Here is a 17,344-nt window from a genome sequence, read left to right as displayed (position 1 = left end):
GCCGCCAGGCTGATAACGAGCTTTTTCATCAGTGCACAGGCATGGTTTGAGCGCCACCACTGGGTGCGGCTGCCGGTGCAGGCGCAGAAGGAGCAGCGGTGCCCTTGGAACTGGAATCCGTGACGGGTGCAGGCGTACCGGAGTTGATCAGAATCGTCTCACGGGCCACGATCTGGAACAATTTTACGACTTTGTTGACCCCGGTGACACTAGAAGCCACAATGCCCGCGCGCTCGGCTTCGTCTGCCGTGACCTTGCCCATGAGATACACCACACCGCGTTCGGTGGTGACCTTGATGGTGCGGAACGGCACGTCCTTGGTGGCGGCGAGTTCGGTCTTGACCTTGGCGGTGATCCAGGTGTCGTTGGTGCGCACGCTGAGAGGCGTGAGATCACCCACGCGGATGTAGTTGTCGACCGACTTTACCTTGGGGATGGCGCGCGCCAAAGATTCTGCCTTTTGGCGATCGGCGTCGGTGGGAACGTCTCCGACCAGCAGCAGCCTGCCCTCGTAGGCCATGCCGGCAATGCGGGAATTGTCGCCAAAGGCGCTGCCCAAGTCGTTGGATACCCGCAATTCGATCGTCTGGTCGTCGACTTGCTCACCCGCGGTACGCCGGTCGGTGGCGATGACGGCCGTGCCTGCCGCTGCGCCGCCGACAAGGGCCAGAGCGCACCCCGTGAGAGGCAGCAGTGCGCTGGTGACGAGCAGGCAGCGGAACAAGGTTCGGGCAGTGAGATGGGATGCAGTCATCAGAGGGGGTCTCCGAGTAGCAGTGCGTCGATGCCGTCGCACAAAGCGTGCAACAGCATGGTGTGGACCTCTTGGATGCGCATGGTGCGATCATGAGGCACGCACAAATGGATGTCGGTTTCATAGAGCAAGGTGTTGATTTGCCCGCCGCCTTTGCCTGTCAGTGCGATCACCTGCATCTCGCGCTCGTGCGCGGCTTCGATGGCTCGCAGCACGTTGGCCGAGTTGCCGCTGGTGGAAATGGCCACCAGGACGTCACCCGGCTGGCCGAGGGCTCTGACTTGGCGCTCGAACACCGCGTTGAAGCCGTAGTCGTTGCCGACAGCCGTCATGATGGAGGTGTCGGTGTTCAGGCAGATTCCTGCCAGCGGCAGGCGGTCGCGTTCGAAGCGCCCGATGAGCTCTGCGATGAAGTGCTGAGCGTCGGCGGCAGAGCCGCCGTTACCGCATGCCAGGATACGGGCATTGTTGGTCAGCGCGCCGAACAGAAGATCGACCCCTGCAGCGAGTGCCGGAGCCAGTTCGCGGGCGCTGGCCTTGAAGGCATCGACCGCATCGTCGAAGTGCGACGTCATGCGTGAAGTCATGTCCATGGCGGCGATTATCGCATGAGTGTGTATCGCTCGCGCGAGTGAACGTAACAGAATTCGTGGTGTTCAAGTACTGAACGCATCACGGATCCAGCGCATGTCGAAGCCGTCTTCGACCATGACGTCGAAGCGGCACATCGGCGGGTGACCATTGAAGAAATGGCGCGACAGAATCGGCAGGAAGTAGAGTGCGGTGCGGATGAGACGGGTCTGTTTGGCGCGGTTTACACTGGCGGCGGCACCTCCGAACTGCAGGCTGTTGCGGTGGCGCACCTCGACGAAAACCAAGGTGTTGCCGTCGATGGCCACCAGGTCGATCTCGCCTGCGCGGCAGCGCAGGTTCGTGGCCAGGACTTCAAGGCCGCTGGCTTGCAGCAGGGCGCTGGCGCGCTGTTCGGCCGCGTGTCCGGCGCGCTGCCGGTCTGATCCCGCGCCCAGTTGCAACGCGTGAGTGGGTTCAGTCCGTCGTGTCCGGCGCCGCCGACGTCGGCGAGCGGCCTGCTCCTGGGTCTGGCGTGCAGTGTCGTAGGCGGTGTCGTCCATGGTGTTCAATGAAACAGGATCAAATCAGTATGAATGACGCATCCGATTGGGAAAACACGGGACTGACATGGAAACGTCATAGTGAGCAGGTGGCGCAGCAGTTCTGGCCCCAGGGCAGCCTCTATGTGATCGCGACGCCCATCGGCAATCTGGCGGATATGAGCCTGCGAGCGTGGCAGGCCTTGCGTCAATGCGACGCGGTGGCTGCCGAAGATACCCGTACCACCCGGGCGCTGCTCGATGCCTGGGGGATTCAGACCCCCTTGTTGGCCGCGCATCGCCATAATGAGCAACAGGCGGCCGAGGCCATCGTGGAGCGGCTGGCCCAAGGGCAACGCGTCGCCCTGGTCTCCGATGCCGGCGCTCCCGCCGTGAGCGATCCTGGGGCGCGCGTCGTGCGGTGCGTGCAGGCCGCCGGGTATCGCGTGGTGCCCTTGCCGGGCCCCAGTGCGGTGATTGCCGCCTTGATGGCCAGCGGCGCGACGTCTGACGAGGCACCTGGCTTTGCATTTGCCGGATTTGCCCCCAGCAAGGCGGGGGCCCGGCGCAAGTGGCTGACCCAGTGGTTGGCAGGCCCCGTGCCTGTGGTGCTGTTCGAGGCCCCCCATCGTTTGCAGGCCACCTTGGCGGATCTGGCGGAGATTGCCGGTGCGGGTCGGCAACTGACTTTGGCGCGCGAGCTGACCAAGCGCTTCGAAGAAATCTGCACGCTGCCTGCGTCCGAGATGTTGCCGTGGCTACAGGCAGACGCCCATCGAGGGCAGGGCGAATTCGTGCTGGTCGTCCATGCGCTGGCTCCCAGAGAGGACGACAGTGAAGAACTCTCGGCCGAGCATGTGCGCCTGATGCAGGCCTTGCTCGCCGAACTGAGCGTGCGCGATGCCGTGCGCATCGGGGTGCAGGCGACAGGCTTGCCGCGCGCCGTGCTGTATGCTTGGGCGCTGGCGCGACAGCCGGATGCGCAGGCCCAGGACGATCCGGATTAGCTCAAATCCGTCTCGTGAAACGAGCACACGGTGTAGACCGGCAGGCCTGAACTGCGCACGGCTTCAGAGCCTTTGAGATCGGGCAGGTCGATCATGGCAGCCGCCTCGGCCACGTTGGCGCCCAGGCGTTGCAGCAATCTTGAGGCCGCGAGCATGGTGCCGCCGGTCGCGATCAAGTCATCGATCAAAAGGACGCGTTGCCCGGGGCGGACGGAATCCACGTGCATTTCGACGGTGGAATTGCCGTATTCCAGTGAATAGGTTTCCGATACGGTGCGATACGGAAGCTTGCCTTGTTTGCGCACCGGCACGAAGCCCAGCTTGAGCTCATAGGCCAGCACGGCGCCAATGATGAAGCCGCGTGCGTCTATGCCCGCAACCAGGTCCAGGCGCTGGCGCATGTAGCGGTAGACGAACAGGTCGATCAGCACACGGAAGGCTTGCGGATCTTGCAGGACAGGCGTGATGTCGCGGAACATCACGCCCTGTTTGGGCCAGTCCGGCACGGTGCGGATCGTGTCGCGGATGTGTTGGGCTGGATCGGTTTGCATGAGGGGCATCTCTTAGGTGGGCGAGGGCGGCCCCAGTTTAACAAGCCGGCGCGGCGCCGGCGATCGCGCCGGGACCCTCACTTGCGGGCGGGTTCCGCTTAAAATCGACGGATGCATGTACATCCGCACCTCCAGCCAGAGGCTATCCGCGCGAGTGCCACGCGCACGTTTTCGATCGAAATCCAGGCGCTGCAGTCGCTGCAGGGCCGCATCGACGCACACTTCGAGCAGGCCGTGACCCTGATCCTGGGGTGTTCTGGTCGCGTAGTGGTCACGGGTATCGGCAAATCCGGCCATGTGGCGCGTAAGATCGCCGCCACCCTCGCTTCGACGGGCACCCCCGCCTTCTTCATGCATGCGGCCGAAGCCATCCATGGCGACCTGGGCATGCTCACGGGCGAAGACATCCTGCTTGCCATTTCGTACTCGGGTTCGGCTCAGGAACTCATCACCATCATTTCGGTGGCCAAGCGGATGGGTACGCGCATCATCGCCATGACCGGCCATGCCGATTCCGAGCTTGCGCGGAGTGCCGATCTGTCACTGGATGCCGCCGTCGATCAGGAGGCCTGTCCGCTCAACCTGGCGCCAACGGCCAGCACGACAGCAGCACTCGTCCTGGGGGACGCGATCGCGGTGGCTTGCCTGGAGGCACGAGGCTTCAATCGCGAAGACTTTGCCCGTTCCCATCCAGGGGGCGCGCTGGGCCGGCGCCTGCTCACGTCGGTCGCCGACGTCATGCGCACCGGTGCCGCACTGCCGCGCGTGCGGCCGGACACCCTGATTCCGGATGCGCTGGTCGAAATGTCGTCCAAGGGCATGGGCATGGCGATCGTACTGGAAGGCGATCGCCCTGCAGGCATCTTCACGGATGGCGATCTGCGGCGCATGATTGCGCAATATGGCGACATCCGTACGCTCACAGTGGCGGCAGGGATGAGTCACCATCCCAAGTTCATTGCCGCGCAAGCGCCAGCCATCGAGGCGGCCACGGTCATGGATGCGAACAAGCTCAGCCAGATGCTGGTGCTCGATGACAACGGGCTATTATTGGGTGCGCTGCACATGCATGATCTACTTGCCGCAAAGGTTATCTGATGAACGAGCTGCCCGGTTTCTCCCATCCTGCTGAAGCCTTGATTCTCGCCCGCGTCACGCCGGGGGTGCGTGAGCGTGCACGCACCGTTCGCATGATGGTGTTCGACGTCGACGGCGTGCTGACGGATGGCAGTCTTTGGTACGCAGAAAATGGCGAGGCCGTGAAGCCCTTCAATGCCCTGGATGGGCACGGCCTGCGTCTGTTGCGAGAACAAGGTGTTCGGGTGGCCTGGATCAGCGGCCGCAAAAGCGCCATTACGGCACGCCGAGCCGCCGAGCTGGGCATTTCGCCCGCTTTACAAGGGATTCACGACAAAATCGGGGCCCTCGAAGACCTGGCGCGCGAGGCGGGGCTGGGGCTGCAGGATCTTGGCTACATGGGAGACGATATCATCGACCTTCCTGCTCTGCAGCGCGTGGGCTTTGCGGCCAGCGTGCCCAACGCACCGCTGTATGTCAGCCAGGCGGCGCATTGGGTCTCGACCCTGCACGGCGGTTCAGGGGCGGTGCGCGAATGCTGTGACCTGATCCTGGCGGCGCAAGGGCGCCTGGGCGCCTGCTTCACCATGTCACTCTCTACGTTGGGTGGAGCCATTCAATGAGAGACAGGATGCCCAGCCTGGTGGCGGTCCTGTTGTTGGTTTTGCTGGTCTTGGGTACCTGGTGGGCATCCGACTACACCTTGCGGTCCATTCAGGTGGACCCTCCGGCGCGTATGACGCACGAGCGTGATTCCTGGTCAGATCATTTTGTCATGGTGCGGACGGGGCCCAAGGGCTATGCCATCAATCGTCTGGAAGGCTCATCCATGGACCACTTTCCCGATACAGACAGTTACGAGGTGAAAACCCCCAGAGCAGTCGCCTATCAGCAGGGTTCTCCCATCACGGTAGGAACCGCTGATCGCGGGACGCTGGACCATCACGGCGATCGCATCGTGCTCAATGGCAACGCGCACGTCAAGCGGCTGCCTGATGCCGAACATCAGCTCCTGGATGTGCGCAGTGAACAATTGATCATCGAGCCCAACGAAGATGTGGTCCATACCGATCAGCCTGCCGTGGTGCTCAGAGGGCGTTCCGTCTTGCGTGGACGGGGCATGCGTTACGATAATCGCACTCGCCAGCTGACCGTCTTTTCTTCCAGTGACATGAAAATCTCTGGCGAAGATCAGGCGGCTCGCAATGCCAGCTCCAAGAAGACCTCTCAACCATGAATTCTCTTTCTTCCGTTCTCGTGACGACTCTGATGCTGGCGGCGCTGGTGCCGCCAGCGGTGGCGGCCTCCGCCAAAAAGCCCACCTCCGCCCCGGCGGTCGTGTCGGGGAAGCCTGCGCAGGCCGAGCCTGATACGGTGGTGCTGTCTGACACCCTGCATTACGATGACGTCAGCAAGACCACGACCTTCACCGGAAACGTGGTCCTCACGCGCGGGACCATGACGCTGCGAGCCGACAAGTTGGTGGCTCATGAAGACGCCGATGGCAACCAGTCCGGGACTGCGACGGCAAGCAAAGGGCATCTGGTCAACATTCGCCAGGAAAACCCCAAGAAATTCGAAACGCTCGTCGGCACGGGGCAGCAGGCCGACTACGATGGCAAGAGCGGCGACATCACACTGATTGGTCAGGCGGTCGTAACGCGCTATGTCTGCGGCAAGGCATTCGACAACGTGCAAGGTGCGCGTATTGTCTATCACCAGAAATCCGGTACCTACGAAGCGTTTGGAGGCAAAGATTCGGCTGCGGCAGGCGGTCGCGTACGTTCATTGGCCCAGCCGCAGGCGCGGGTGGACCAGGCCATTGCGCAGTGCAGCGCCAAGCACTCGTGAGGCGGGTCGCGTTGTCCATGCCTTCAGTCGATTCTGTGGCGGTTTCCGACCCGGCGCGCGTCACCGGCGCCTCGGGCAGCTTGCAGGCTATTGGTCTGGGGAAGAGCTTTGGTCGCCGGGCCGTCGTGCAAGACGTTTCTCTGTCCGTCGACAGCGGCGAGGTCGTTGGGCTATTGGGTCCCAACGGGGCGGGCAAGACCACCAGCTTTTACATGATCGTCGGGCTGATCCCGGCCGATACCGGGCGCATCGTGATCGATCAGCACGACGTCACCGGGATTCCCATGCACAAGCGCGCGCGTTTGGGGCTGTCGTACCTGCCGCAGGATGCGTCGGTCTTTCGGCGCCTGACGGTAGAGCAGAACATTCGCGCCGTGCTGGAGCTGCAGCGTGACGCAAAGGGCCATGGCTTGTCAGGTTCGGCGATCGAAGAGCACCTGGAGTCGCTCATCGACGAACTGCAGATTGAGCATATTCGCCGCAATATGGCCATTTCTCTGTCGGGCGGCGAGCGCCGGCGCGTCGAGATTGCCCGCGCCTTGGCCACGCACCCGCGCTTCATCCTGCTTGATGAGCCGTTTGCCGGGGTAGACCCCATTGCCGTCATCGAGATTCAGCGCATCGTGCAGTTCCTGAAGGGCCGGAACATCGGTGTGCTCATCACCGATCATAACGTACGCGAAACACTGGGGATCTGCGACCGCGCCTATATCATCAGCGAAGGCAAGGTGCTCACCAGCGGCCACCCCAGCGAGATCGTGGACAACGAAGCGGTGCGGCAAGTGTATCTGGGCAAGAACTTCCGCATGTAGGCGCGAGCCACGGGGTCCGTGGGTATGCGTTGAGCGCCCTAAAAAAGGAAAAAGGCCACAGCAATTTGCTGTGGCCTTTGTGAATCTCATTATCTTACACCGTCGTCTGGCACTTGATGTGCCTGCGGTAGTCTGTACACTGGAACCGTCAGTCACTTCAATAGGAGACCCATCGTCGTTCACACGGGTTCCTTTGGAACCTCATCTGTATTTCCGCAAGGAGTTTGCACTATGAGCCTGACTATTACCGGTCGTCATCTGGAAATCACGCCGGCTATTCGCGAATACGTCTACACCAAGACGGCGCGCGTTCTCCGACACTTTGATCAAGTCATCGACACGCAAGTCATGCTGTCGATCGAACCCCTCAAACATACGGCAGAAATCACTATGCGCCTGCGCGGCAAGGATGTACATTGCGAGGCCACGGATGACAATCTATATGCGGCCATTGACTTGCTGGTCGACAAGGTCGACAGACAGGTCATCAAGTACAAATCCAAGGCTCAAACCTATGTTCACGAACCCCCGAAACGTCAGGCAGCTATGGTTGCCGAATGACCTTCAGGCCCTTTTAAGGGTCGCTTCGTGACACCAATGGCCTCGTGACTCTCGTCCGAGGCCTTTGTATCTGTGGCGTGTGGCTTCCTCCGCAGCGGGGTTTGCCTCCTATAATGAGCCCATGAATCTCAACCCCCGCATTTTGCCGCCTGGCAACGTCGTTCTCGACTTGGCGGCCACCAGCAAGAAACGGGCCTTCGAGCAAGCTGGTCTGCTGTTCGAGAACAATCAAGGTGTGGCCCGCACGTCGGTCTTTCACAGCCTGCTGGCCCGTGAGCGGCTGGGTTCGACGGCGCTGGGGCACGAGGTCGCGGTTCCTCATGGACGGCTGAAAGATCTGCGTGAGCCGCGTGCGGCATTCATCCGCCTCGACCGGCCCATCCGCTTCGACGTCAACGATGGGCGCACGGCGCGCCTGCTGTTTTTTCTGCTCATGCCTGAGAGCGCGACGCAGATGCATCTGGATTTGCTGGCCGGTATTGCGCGGCTCATGTCGGACGCGTCCATTCGTCAGGCGTTGACGCAGGCAAGCGATCCTCTCGAAGTCCACCAACTGATCCTCAAGGGTGCAACCGCCCTGCCTACCGACCATGCTGAGCATTCAAGAGCTGATTCGTGACAATGCCGACAAGATCACGTTTTCCTGGATTGCCGGCCAGGAGGTGGCTGGCACCCGCATGGTTCCAGAGGCCGGCACTGCCGCATCCGACCTCATTGGCCACCTGAACTTGATCCACCCGGCGCGCATTCAGGTTTTTGGTGCCGAAGAAATGTTGTACTACGACCGGCTGGATACCCGCCGGCGTACTCATCACCTGGATGACCTCGTGGCCGGTGGGGTTCCCGCCATCATCCTGGCAGCTCAGACCTTGGCGCCCGATGACCTGAGGGCCTACTGCGAGACGCACCAGATTCCCCTGCTGGGTACGCCGATCGAGGCCTCGTTGCTCATCGATCTGCTGCGTATCTACCTGGGCAAGCGCATGGCACCTAAGACGCTGGTGCACGGGGTCTTCATGGACGTCTTGGGCCTGGGGGTGCTGATCACGGGTGAGTCAGGCCTCGGCAAGAGCGAGCTGGCGCTGGAACTTATCTCGCGCGGGCATGGCCTGGTGGCCGACGATGCCGTCGAGCTTTCGCGCACGGCCCCCAATTTTGTCGAGGGCCAATGCCCGCCGCTGCTTCAGAACCTGCTCGAGGTGCGCGGATTGGGGCTGCTGGACATCCGCACCATCTTTGGCGAAACCTCGGTGAGACGCAAGATGAAGATCAAGCTCATCGTGCATCTGGTACGCATGACCTCTGACACCTTCGAGCGCTTGCCAACCCGCGACGAGTTCGAAGACATCCTGGGCATTCCCGTACGCCGTGTCATGCTGCAAGTGGCGGCAGGCCGCAACCTTGCCGTACTGGTCGAGGCGGCGGTTCGCAACACGATCCTGAGCCTTCGTGGCATCGACACCATGGGTGAATTCATAGAACGGCAGGCGCTGGCCATCATGGAAAACAGCCGGGAGACCCGATGACATCCTCTACAGACTGCGGATGCCCCCGCCGGCTGCCATGCTGAACATCGTTCTCATCACGGGGATTTCCGGGTCGGGGAAATCCGTTGCGTTGCGGATGCTGGAAGACACCGGTTATACGTGCGTCGATAATCTGCCCGTGCGGTTTTTGCATGAATTCATCGCCAGTACCCAAGAGACCGGGCTGGAGCGGGTTGCGGTCGCCATCGACGTGCGTACGCCAGGCGACCTGGACGACCTTCCTGGCATCCTCACCAGCCTGCGTGCACAAGGGGTGGCGCTGCACGTAGTGTTTCTGGACGCCGATGATCAGACACTCATCCAGCGGTATTCGGAGTCGCGTCGGCGGCATCCGCTCAGCGACCGCATGCAACGAGAGGGGCAGGACGTGTCGCTGCAAAATTGCATTGCCCACGAGCGGGAGCTGCTGGCACCCCTGAGAGATCAGGAACACGTGATCGATACGTCCGATCTCACCCCCGGGCAGTTGCGCAGTTGGGTGCGAGACCTCGTGCAGGTCGACAAGGTCGCGATCGTGCTCACTTTTGAATCGTTTGCCTACAAGCGCGGCGTACCCTTTGACGCCGATCTGGTTTTTGACGTGCGTTGCCTGCCCAATCCCCATTACGATCCGGTCCTGCGTCCGCTCACGGGGCGTGATGCCCCCGTGGCCGAGTGGCTGGCGCAGTTTGGCAGTGTGTCGGCCATGGTGGACGACATTGCCGGGTTCATCCGCAAGTGGCTGCCGCTTTACCAGCAGGACACGCGCAATTACCTGACCATAGCGATCGGGTGCACGGGGGGCCAGCATCGTTCGGTATATGTGGCTGAACAGCTGGCACGGCGGTTCGCCGACCATTCTCCGTTGCTCATCCGGCACCGTAACCCGCTCCTGCATCAGGCGGCTCCATGAACCTGCTGCCACGTCGGCTGACCCTGATCCTGTTTTGCGTGATCGTCTCGATTCTGGCGGGGTGTGCCACGCGCAGTCGTTATAGCGGCAACCTGACGCCTGCACAACTTGCGGCTATTCCGGATGCCGTCCCTAAGGTCGAACGTCCCGCTCCTGCCAATTTCAGGCCCTACGAGGTCTACGGCGTACGCTATTATCCGATCCCCGAGAACCAACCGTATCGGCGTCAGGGCATTGCGTCCTGGTATGGTCCTGGGTTTCACGGCGAAAAAACCGCCAATGGTGAAAAATACGATATGTATTCCATGACGGCGGCACAGCCCGTGTTGCCAGTGCCCAGTTATGCGAGGGTGACCCGGGTATCGACCGGCAAATCCATCATCGTGCGCATCAATGATCGGGGTCCGTTTCACCCGGGCCGCATCATCGATCTGTCTTACGTGGCTGCAGCCAAGCTGGGGCTGATTGGCCCGGGCAGCGGCGAAGTCGTCGTGCAGGCCATCACCAACAATGACATTCTGGCGGGCAATTACCCCAGGGATTCTGCGCCGATGTTGGCGTCCGCGGCGCCTGAGTCTGCCGTGACCTCACCCGTGCCTGCCATGTCGACCCCTGTGGCCTATGTGCCACCTCCGCCGCCGGCCGCACCGCGTCCCATGATTCCCCCCGTGTCTCCGACGGGCAGAGGCACCGTCTATCTTCAGTTTGGCGCCTTTGCCTCGTCTGAAAATGCCCAGGCGTTTTCCGAACGCATCAATAGCCGCATCAATGCACAGACGGCCGTGACGCGCCAGGCCAATTTGTACAAAGTCCGCATGGGGCCTTATTCCACGCGCGACGAAGCCTTGCGTGCTGCGGCCGTCATGTCTCGCACGGCTGACGTCCGTCCCGTGATTGCGACGGATTGATTGGATTCGTGCTCATGCCTTTGTCGGGCCAGTTTGGGTTTTTTTCGTAGTCTTCACAGCCATTGGTTCACCCAGGGCCAAGCGTGCAGCAGGGCAATCGTCATGGCGATATAGCGCAGGCATTTGCCAATCGCCATGTAGAGCACGCAGGGCCAGAACGGCAGCTTGAGCCAGCCGGCCACGGCGCAGAGCGGGTCGCCAATGCCAGGTAGCCACGACACCAAGAGCGCTGGGGGGCCAAAGCGCTGGAACCAGCTCAGCGTCAGCTTGTGCCAGCGTCCGCCAGGTGCCTGGCGTGGCTCGGCATCTGGGTGCAAGAGCTCGCCTCCGTGATGGCGCTCGCCGGGTGGTTCGGCCGAGACGGTGGTGGCTGCGTGGTGCCGCCAGGCCTGAAAGGCGGTTTCGGCTCCTGCGCCCATGGCGTACGTGATGACTCCGCCAATGGTGTTGCCCACAGTGGCGACCGCGATGGCGGGCCAGAACATGTGAGGGGTGAGCTGAACGTAGGCAAATACGGCGGGTTCCGAACCCAAAGGCAACAGCGTGGCCGACACCAGGCAGATCACGAAAATGGCAGGCAGCCCTACTGCGGGCAGTGCAAACACCGCCAGCAAGGCGTGAATCGAGGCTTGTACCCAGGCTTCCATGGTCACGCAGTGTACCGGGATGAAGGTCTGCAGGCATGACTGCTGTGATATTCTTTTTAGCTTTCCCCCCTTTGCTGCTACAGACGCCATGTCCGACGATTATCTGAAACGCATTTTGACGTCAAAAGTCTATGACGTTGCTCATGAAACTCCTCTGGACCTGGCCCCTCGAATTTCCAAGCGCATTGGCAACACTGTGCTGCTCAAGCGCGAAGATACGCAGCCCGTGTTCAGCTTCAAGCTGCGGGGTGCCTACAACAAGATGGCGCACCTGACGCCTGAAGAACTCAAGCGGGGTGTGATCGCCGCCTCGGCGGGCAACCACGCCCAGGGCGTGGCGTTGGCGGCCAGCCGCCTCAAGTGCAAGGCCGTGATCGTGATGCCCGTCACGACGCCCCAGGTCAAGGTCGATGCGGTGAAGGCCTTGGGGGGTGAAATCGTGTTGTTTGGCGACAGTTTTACCGAGGCGGCCGAGCATGCATCCGAATTGCAGGCACGCGATGGCCTGACGTTCGTACACCCCTTTGACGACCCGGACGTGATCGCGGGGCAGGGTACCGTGGGCATGGAGATCCTGCACCAGCATCCGGGGCCCATTGATGCCGTGTTTGTGGCAATCGGCGGTGGTGGCCTGATTTCCGGCGTGGCAGCCTACATCAAGCAGCTGCGGCCCGAGATCAAGGTCATTGGGGTACAGACGGTGGATTCGGATGCCATGGTGCGCAGCGTCAAGGCGGGGCGACGAGTCAAACTGGCCGACGTGGGCTTGTTTTCCGATGGGACGGCTGTCAAGCAGGTGGGGCAGGAGACCTTCAAGCTGGTGCGTGAATATGTGGATGACTTCGTGCTGGTGGATACCGATGCCATCTGCGCGGGCATCAAAGACGTGTTTCAGGATACCCGCAGCGTACTCGAGCCGGCAGGTGCGCTGGCGCTGGCGGGGGCCAAGCGCTACGCTGCCCAGCAAAAGTGGAAGGGCAAGACCCTGGTTGCCATCACCTGTGGTGCCAACATGAACTTCGACCGGCTGCGTTTCGTGGCCGAGCGGGCCGACGTAGGTGAGGCGCGCGAGGCGCTGTTTGCCATTACCTTGCCTGAAAAGCGCGGCAGCTTCCGCCGCCTGTGCGAGGCGGTGGGCCGGCGGGCGGTGACCGAATTCAATTACCGCATTTCAGATGCTGAATCGGCCCACGTGTACGTGGGCGTACAGATTCGCTCTGAAGCCGAGATTGAGAAACTCTCGGCACACTTTCTCAAAGAGGGGTTCCCGACGCTGGATCTCACCTCCAACGAAATGGCCAAGACTCACTTGCGCTACATGGTGGGCGGGCCTTCGGGGCTGGCGCAGAACGAAGTGCTGTATCGCTTCGAATTCCCGGAACGTCCGGGTGCCCTGATGAAGTTCCTGGGGGCCATGAATCCGGAATGGAACATCAGCCTTTTCCATTACCGGAATCAGGGCGATGACTATGGGCGCATTCTGGTGGGGATTCAGGTTCCGCCCGAGGACAAGAAGATCTTCAAGGATTTTCTGGCCACGCTGGGTTATCCGTACTGGAACGAATCGGACAACCCGGCCTACAGGCTGTTCCTGTGAGCGCCTGAACGGCGCTTCACGCGGCTTCGGTGTGAGGTGAAGCGTCTGCCTGCGCCCGGCTGCACAGGCGCGCGGCCGGAAAGCGGATCGCAAACGTGCTGCCTTCGCCCAGAGTGCTCTGGATTTCAAGCTGTGCATCGTGGCGCAGGGCGACGTGCTTGGCGATGGCCAGCCCCAGGCCCGTGCCGCCGGTGGCACGCGAGCGCCCCCGGTTGACGCGGAAGAAGCGTTCGGTCAGCCGCGGGATGTCGTCGCTGTCGATGCCGATACCCGTATCCTGGACGCTGTAGACGGCACCCCCTTGGGGGTGTGGCTGCCAGCGCACCGTGATGGTGCCGCCTGTTGGCGTATAACGCACCGCGTTGGTCAGCAGGTTGCCGACCGCCGAGGCAAGTTCGGTGTCTTTGCCGTGGATGGCCAGGGTTTCATCGAGCTCCAGCGTGAATTGATGCGTCCCTTTTGAGAGCGCCCGGGCCTGTTCCAGTGCGCTGTGGATCAGGTTTGCCAGCATGACGCGTTCGCCTTCGCTGTTGGGGGTGGATTCCAGCGAAGACAGGGTGAGCAGGTCGGCGACCAGAGCCTGCATGTTGTGCGCCTGGTGCGCCATGAGATTCAGATAGTGGCGTTGTTCTTCGTGGGTCAGAGACCCGTCGGGCATGTCCAGCAGGGTTTCAACGAAGCCCGACAGGACGGTGAGCGGTGTGCGCATTTCGTGTGACACATTCGCCACGAAGTCTTTGCGCGTGTTTTCCAGCCGCTCGATCTGAGTGATGTCGCGCGTCACCATGAGGAACTGCCCAACGCCGTAAGGAGCCAGGTGCAGCATCAGGGTGCGGGCCAAGCCACCGTGCCCCAGATGCAGCACAAGAGGCTTGTCCCAGGTTTCCTGCGCGGCATAGTGGGCGAATTCGGGGGTTCGGATGACGTTCAGGATGCTGTGCCCGCGGTCCTGTTCAGGATTCAGGCCCAGATGGCCCGCCGCCGTCTGGTTGCACCACAACAACGATTTGTCGGGCGCCAGAGTCAGTGCGCCATCGGGCAGAGCCTCTGCCGCGAGCAGCACACGATGAAAATTGCGTGAGCGTTCTTGCAGTTCGAGCCGGTTCTGTTTGAGCTTGCGGTAGATGGGTGCCAGGACTTCGTCCCATGGGCCTACCGAAGGGGGGGGAGGCGCGTCGATATTGCGGACCCAGTGGGCGATGCGCGAGAGCTGGAGGCCACTCACGATCACCATGAGCAACAGCCCCAGGGCCAGGACTGCCCAGCCAGTGGCGGCCCCCAGCCAGGCTCCGAGCAGCCAGCCGGCCAATGCCCAGAGTGCGATGGTGATCAGGGTCTTGCTCATGGTTCCTGTGTCGTGCTGAAGCGGTAGCCCGCTCCGCGTACGGTGTGGATGTAGCCGCCCAACGCTGCGGGTTCGAGCGCCTTGCGCAGGCGCCGGATGTGCACGTCGACCGTGCGCTCTTCGACGAAGACGTGATCACCCCATACCTGGTCCAGGAGCTGACCGCGGCCATAGACCCGTTCGGCGTGCGTCATGAGAAAGTGTAGCAGGCGGAATTCGGTAGGACCCATGGGGAGTGCCTGCCCTGCGCCAGTGACCCGGCACGTGTCGGGGTCCAGGTGCAGATCGCCCGCGTCGATGGCGTCGCCGCCCAGCTGGGGCGCCCGACGGCGTAGAAGCGAACGCACGCGCGCGATCAGCTCTCGTGGAGAGAAGGGCTTGGTCACATAGTCGTCTGCACCGGCTTCCAGACCGTCGATCTTGTCTTGTTCCGTCCCCCGAGCCGTCAGCATGATGAGCGGCACTTCACGGGTGCGCTCGGACGAACGCAGCCATTTTGCCAAGCGGATGCCGGGAGAATCCGGCAGCATCCAGTCCAGCAGAACCAGATCAGGAAGCCGCTCGTGCACGGCTTGCCGGGCACCGGCAGCATCGGAAGCAACACGGACCTCAAAACCTGCGTGCCGGAGATTCAGGGACAGCAGTTCCTGGATGGCAGGCTCGTCTTCGACGACAAGAATCATGGCGGACATAGGGGGCTGCGTGCGGAAGTGGCCAAGCGGATCATGATATGGGCACATTATTTCATTGATGTGACACTGAGGGGCATCCTGTGCGGCACCCCCTTTGAATGCAGTACGATACGCGCATCATGAACGACATTTCCCACAATGCCGGCCAGGAGCCGCAGACTCATTTTGGCTTCGAAACGGTGCGCGAATCTGACAAGGCGCATCGCGTGGCCGAGGTTTTCCATTCGGTGGCCTCCCGTTACGACCTGATGAACGACGTCATGTCGGGTGGGTTGCATCGCATCTGGAAGGCCTTCACCATTGGGCGCGCGCAAGTGCGGCCAGGCATGAAGGTGCTGGACATTGCGGGCGGCACGGGCGACCTGGCCCGCGCGTTCGCACGGCGGGCGGGGTCTCGGGGCGAGGTCTGGCTCACCGACATCAACGATTCCATGCTGAAGGTAGGACGTGACCGCCTGCTTGATCAGGGCATTGTGACACCTGTCGCAGTCTGCGACGCAGAGTGCCTGCCGTTTCCGGATCAATATTTTGACCGAGTGTCAGTCGCCTTTGGGCTGCGCAACATGACGCACAAAGAGCGCGCATTGGCAGAAATGCGTCGGGTTCTCAAGCCAGGCGGGAAGCTTCTGGTGCTTGAGTTCTCGCGTATCACGCCAGCGCTCAAGCCCGTCTACGATTGGTATTCGTTCCATGTCCTGCCCCGGATGGGCCGCCTCATTGCGGCCGACGAAGACAGCTATCGCTACCTGGCTGAATCCATTCGCATGCACCCTGATCAGGAAACCCTGGCCGAGATGATGCGCACTGTAGGTCTGGGGCGAGTGCAGTACTTCAATCTGACTGCAGGTGTTGCGGCGCTGCACGAGGGCATTCGGCTGGAGTGATTTTTGGCGGGGCACCGCCCGTCATGCCAACCACCGCGCCAGGTTTGCGTGGACAAAGGCATCGTCGCTGAGATCGCCATGCAGTTCGTATACGCGGTCGATTTGTTCCAATTGACCCGGTCCCAGGGTTTCATGCGGGTCCAGACACCAGATCCCTTCAAGCAGGCCTTGCCTGCGCAAGACTTCATGGCAGCCCGCGATGCAGCCTTGAAAGTCGTTGGTGACGTCGAAAAACGCTGAATTGCAGTCGGTCACGCGTGCGTCCAGCGCGAGCAGCTCAGGGCTCAGTGTGCCGTCGCCAGAGGCCAGCTCGGCCTTGATTCGCGCCAGCAGCTTCGTGGCGCTGGCGGTCCAGACCGACCAATGACCGAGCAGCCCCCCACGAAACCGGACCGTGACGGGTTGGCCCTCGCGCATGGCCGTGAATGGGAGGGCCAGGTCGAGCACGATATGGTCGTCGTTGCCGGTGTAAAGGAAGACGCGGTCTTCCGCATGGGCGTCGACGATGCCACGGACCACGTCGATGGTTCGGTAGCGGTTGAAGGGGGCCACCTTGATGGCCAGCACATTCGGGATCAGGGCGAAGCGCCGCCAGAATTCGCTGGACAGCTTGAGGCCGCCCACCGCAGTCTGCAGGTAAAAGCCGATGAGCGGAATGTCCTGGCTGACCGCTTCGCAGTGGGCGATGAGTTCGTCTTCTGAAGCTGTCGGCAGGGCTGCCAGGCTGAGCAGGCCTGCTTGGTAGCCCAGGCTGCCCGCGATATGGGCTTCCGCGCGCGCCTGTTTTGTATGGCCGCATAGCCCGGCGATCATCATCATGGGCCGCGAGGTCCAGCTGCGTTGGTCGTCGATTGCGGCACTCAACACGGTTTCGTACAGCCCCTGTTCGCGGATGTTGAATTGTGTCGTGTGTACGCCCACTGCGAGGCCCCCGGCACCGGCATCAACGTAGTATCGAGTCAGTGCGCGCTGGTGGCGGCGATCGAACTGGCGCTGGCTGTTCAGAGCAAGCGGATGGGCTGGGACGACCATGCCTCGCGCAAATTGCGCGAGGATTTCCCCAGGTATATCGGATCGTTGCAGTGACATGGAGGCTCCTGGAATCTG

At 61.8% G+C, this 17,344-nt stretch carries 21 protein-coding genes; 13 read left to right on the top strand and 8 right to left on the bottom strand.

Going from position 1 to position 17,344, the window contains the following annotated elements:
* Positions 1-28: 28 nt before the first annotated feature.
* The 3 genes from VF285_RS07210 to VF285_RS07200 all read right to left on the bottom strand — a co-directional run bounded on the left by VF285_RS07210 (position 29) and on the right by VF285_RS07200 (position 1,887).
* Positions 29-754 carry a BON domain-containing protein gene (locus tag VF285_RS07210; protein ID WP_346951939.1) on the bottom strand — a complete coding sequence of 242 codons (726 nt, stop codon included), beginning with the start codon at positions 752-754 and terminating at the stop codon, positions 29-31.
* Positions 754-1,347: a phosphoheptose isomerase gene (locus tag VF285_RS07205; RefSeq protein WP_346951938.1), complete on the bottom strand. Its 594-nt coding sequence runs from the start codon at positions 1,345-1,347 to the stop codon at positions 754-756. Before VF285_RS07205 ends, VF285_RS07210 begins: the two co-directional genes overlap by 1 nt.
* 63 nt (positions 1,348-1,410) lie before the next feature.
* Positions 1,411-1,887 carry a YraN family protein gene (locus VF285_RS07200; RefSeq protein ID WP_346951937.1) on the bottom strand — a complete coding sequence of 159 codons (477 nt, stop codon included), beginning with the start codon at positions 1,885-1,887 and terminating at the stop codon, positions 1,411-1,413.
* Between the two features lie 29 nt (positions 1,888-1,916).
* Here VF285_RS07200 and rsmI point away from each other — a divergent pair, with 29 nt between their 5' ends.
* A complete protein-coding gene (rsmI, locus tag VF285_RS07195; protein ID WP_346951936.1) occupies positions 1,917-2,873 on the top strand; it encodes a 16S rRNA (cytidine(1402)-2'-O)-methyltransferase in 957 nt (318 codons plus the stop codon).
* On the opposite strand, the gene VF285_RS07190 is transcribed toward rsmI, so the two are convergent.
* Positions 2,870-3,424: an adenine phosphoribosyltransferase gene (locus VF285_RS07190; RefSeq protein ID WP_346951935.1), complete on the bottom strand. Its 555-nt coding sequence runs from the start codon at positions 3,422-3,424 to the stop codon at positions 2,870-2,872. The genes rsmI and VF285_RS07190 overlap by 4 nt on opposite strands.
* Before the next feature lie 111 nt (positions 3,425-3,535).
* Here VF285_RS07190 and VF285_RS07185 point away from each other — a divergent pair, with 111 nt between their 5' ends.
* From VF285_RS07185 to VF285_RS07140, 10 genes are all read left to right on the top strand, one after another.
* Complete coding sequence (locus tag VF285_RS07185; protein ID WP_346951934.1) at positions 3,536-4,522, top strand: KpsF/GutQ family sugar-phosphate isomerase; 987 nt, start codon at positions 3,536-3,538, stop codon at positions 4,520-4,522.
* Positions 4,522-5,124, top strand: a complete 603-nt coding sequence (locus VF285_RS07180) for a phenylphosphate carboxylase subunit delta (protein ID WP_346951933.1) — start codon at positions 4,522-4,524, stop codon at positions 5,122-5,124. Before VF285_RS07185 ends, VF285_RS07180 begins: the two co-directional genes overlap by 1 nt.
* Complete coding sequence (lptC, locus tag VF285_RS07175) at positions 5,121-5,738, top strand: LPS export ABC transporter periplasmic protein LptC (protein WP_346951932.1); 618 nt, start codon at positions 5,121-5,123, stop codon at positions 5,736-5,738. The genes VF285_RS07180 and lptC overlap by 4 nt, the downstream gene beginning before the upstream one ends.
* Positions 5,735-6,352 (top strand): lipopolysaccharide transport periplasmic protein LptA, encoded by a 618-nt coding sequence (gene lptA, locus VF285_RS07170; protein ID WP_346951931.1) that lies wholly within the window; start codon positions 5,735-5,737, stop codon positions 6,350-6,352. The genes lptC and lptA overlap by 4 nt, the downstream gene beginning before the upstream one ends.
* 17 nt (positions 6,353-6,369) lie before the next feature.
* Complete coding sequence (gene lptB, locus VF285_RS07165; RefSeq protein ID WP_346951930.1) at positions 6,370-7,164, top strand: LPS export ABC transporter ATP-binding protein; 795 nt, start codon at positions 6,370-6,372, stop codon at positions 7,162-7,164.
* 231 nt (positions 7,165-7,395) lie between these two features.
* Positions 7,396-7,725 (top strand): ribosome hibernation-promoting factor, HPF/YfiA family, encoded by a 330-nt coding sequence (hpf, locus tag VF285_RS07160; RefSeq protein ID WP_346951929.1) that lies wholly within the window; start codon positions 7,396-7,398, stop codon positions 7,723-7,725.
* 121 nt (positions 7,726-7,846) lie between these two features.
* Complete coding sequence (locus tag VF285_RS07155) at positions 7,847-8,344, top strand: PTS sugar transporter subunit IIA (protein WP_346951928.1); 498 nt, start codon at positions 7,847-7,849, stop codon at positions 8,342-8,344.
* A complete protein-coding gene (gene hprK, locus VF285_RS07150; protein ID WP_346951927.1) occupies positions 8,316-9,251 on the top strand; it encodes an HPr(Ser) kinase/phosphatase in 936 nt (311 codons plus the stop codon). The genes VF285_RS07155 and hprK overlap by 29 nt, the downstream gene beginning before the upstream one ends.
* Positions 9,252-9,288: 37 nt before the next feature.
* Entirely contained in the window at positions 9,289-10,164 is an 876-nt protein-coding gene (gene rapZ, locus VF285_RS07145) for an RNase adapter RapZ (protein ID WP_346951926.1), read from the top strand.
* The gene (locus VF285_RS07140; RefSeq protein ID WP_346951925.1) at positions 10,161-11,072 is read left to right on the top strand and encodes a septal ring lytic transglycosylase RlpA family protein; all 912 of its coding nucleotides are present in this window, start codon (positions 10,161-10,163) and stop codon (positions 11,070-11,072) included. The genes rapZ and VF285_RS07140 overlap by 4 nt, the downstream gene beginning before the upstream one ends.
* Positions 11,073-11,125: 53 nt before the next feature.
* Here the strand turns inward: VF285_RS07140 and VF285_RS07135 are convergent, their stop codons facing one another.
* On the bottom strand, positions 11,126-11,719 hold the full coding sequence (locus VF285_RS07135; protein ID WP_346951924.1) for a YqaA family protein: 594 nt from the start codon (positions 11,717-11,719) through the stop codon (positions 11,126-11,128).
* Between the two features lie 88 nt (positions 11,720-11,807).
* Between VF285_RS07135 and ilvA the strand changes: the two genes are divergently transcribed.
* Entirely contained in the window at positions 11,808-13,316 is a 1,509-nt protein-coding gene (gene ilvA, locus VF285_RS07130; RefSeq protein ID WP_346951923.1) for a threonine ammonia-lyase, biosynthetic, read from the top strand.
* A 16-nt stretch (positions 13,317-13,332) separates the two neighbouring features.
* On the opposite strand, the gene phoR is transcribed toward ilvA, so the two are convergent.
* Both phoR and phoB read right to left on the bottom strand, forming a co-directional pair.
* A complete protein-coding gene (phoR, locus tag VF285_RS07125) occupies positions 13,333-14,661 on the bottom strand; it encodes a phosphate regulon sensor histidine kinase PhoR (RefSeq protein ID WP_346951922.1) in 1,329 nt (442 codons plus the stop codon).
* On the bottom strand, positions 14,658-15,353 hold the full coding sequence (gene phoB / locus VF285_RS07120; RefSeq protein ID WP_346951921.1) for a phosphate regulon transcriptional regulator PhoB: 696 nt from the start codon (positions 15,351-15,353) through the stop codon (positions 14,658-14,660). Before phoB ends, phoR begins: the two co-directional genes overlap by 4 nt.
* Before the next feature lie 119 nt (positions 15,354-15,472).
* Between phoB and ubiE the strand changes: the two genes are divergently transcribed.
* On the top strand, positions 15,473-16,237 hold the full coding sequence (ubiE, locus tag VF285_RS07115) for a bifunctional demethylmenaquinone methyltransferase/2-methoxy-6-polyprenyl-1,4-benzoquinol methylase UbiE (RefSeq protein WP_346951920.1): 765 nt from the start codon (positions 15,473-15,475) through the stop codon (positions 16,235-16,237).
* A gap of 21 nt (positions 16,238-16,258) precedes the next feature.
* Here ubiE and VF285_RS07110 read toward each other — a convergent pair whose 3' ends face one another.
* The gene (locus VF285_RS07110) at positions 16,259-17,326 is read right to left on the bottom strand and encodes a dihydrodipicolinate synthase family protein (protein WP_346951919.1); all 1,068 of its coding nucleotides are present in this window, start codon (positions 17,324-17,326) and stop codon (positions 16,259-16,261) included.
* Positions 17,327-17,344 lie beyond the last annotated feature (18 nt).

This window comes from Castellaniella sp., assembly GCF_036379515.1.
GTDB lineage: Bacteria > Pseudomonadota > Gammaproteobacteria > Burkholderiales > Burkholderiaceae_B > Castellaniella.
The sequence above is the reverse complement of the archived record's forward strand: the minus strand, read 5'-3'. Positions and strand labels throughout refer to the sequence as shown.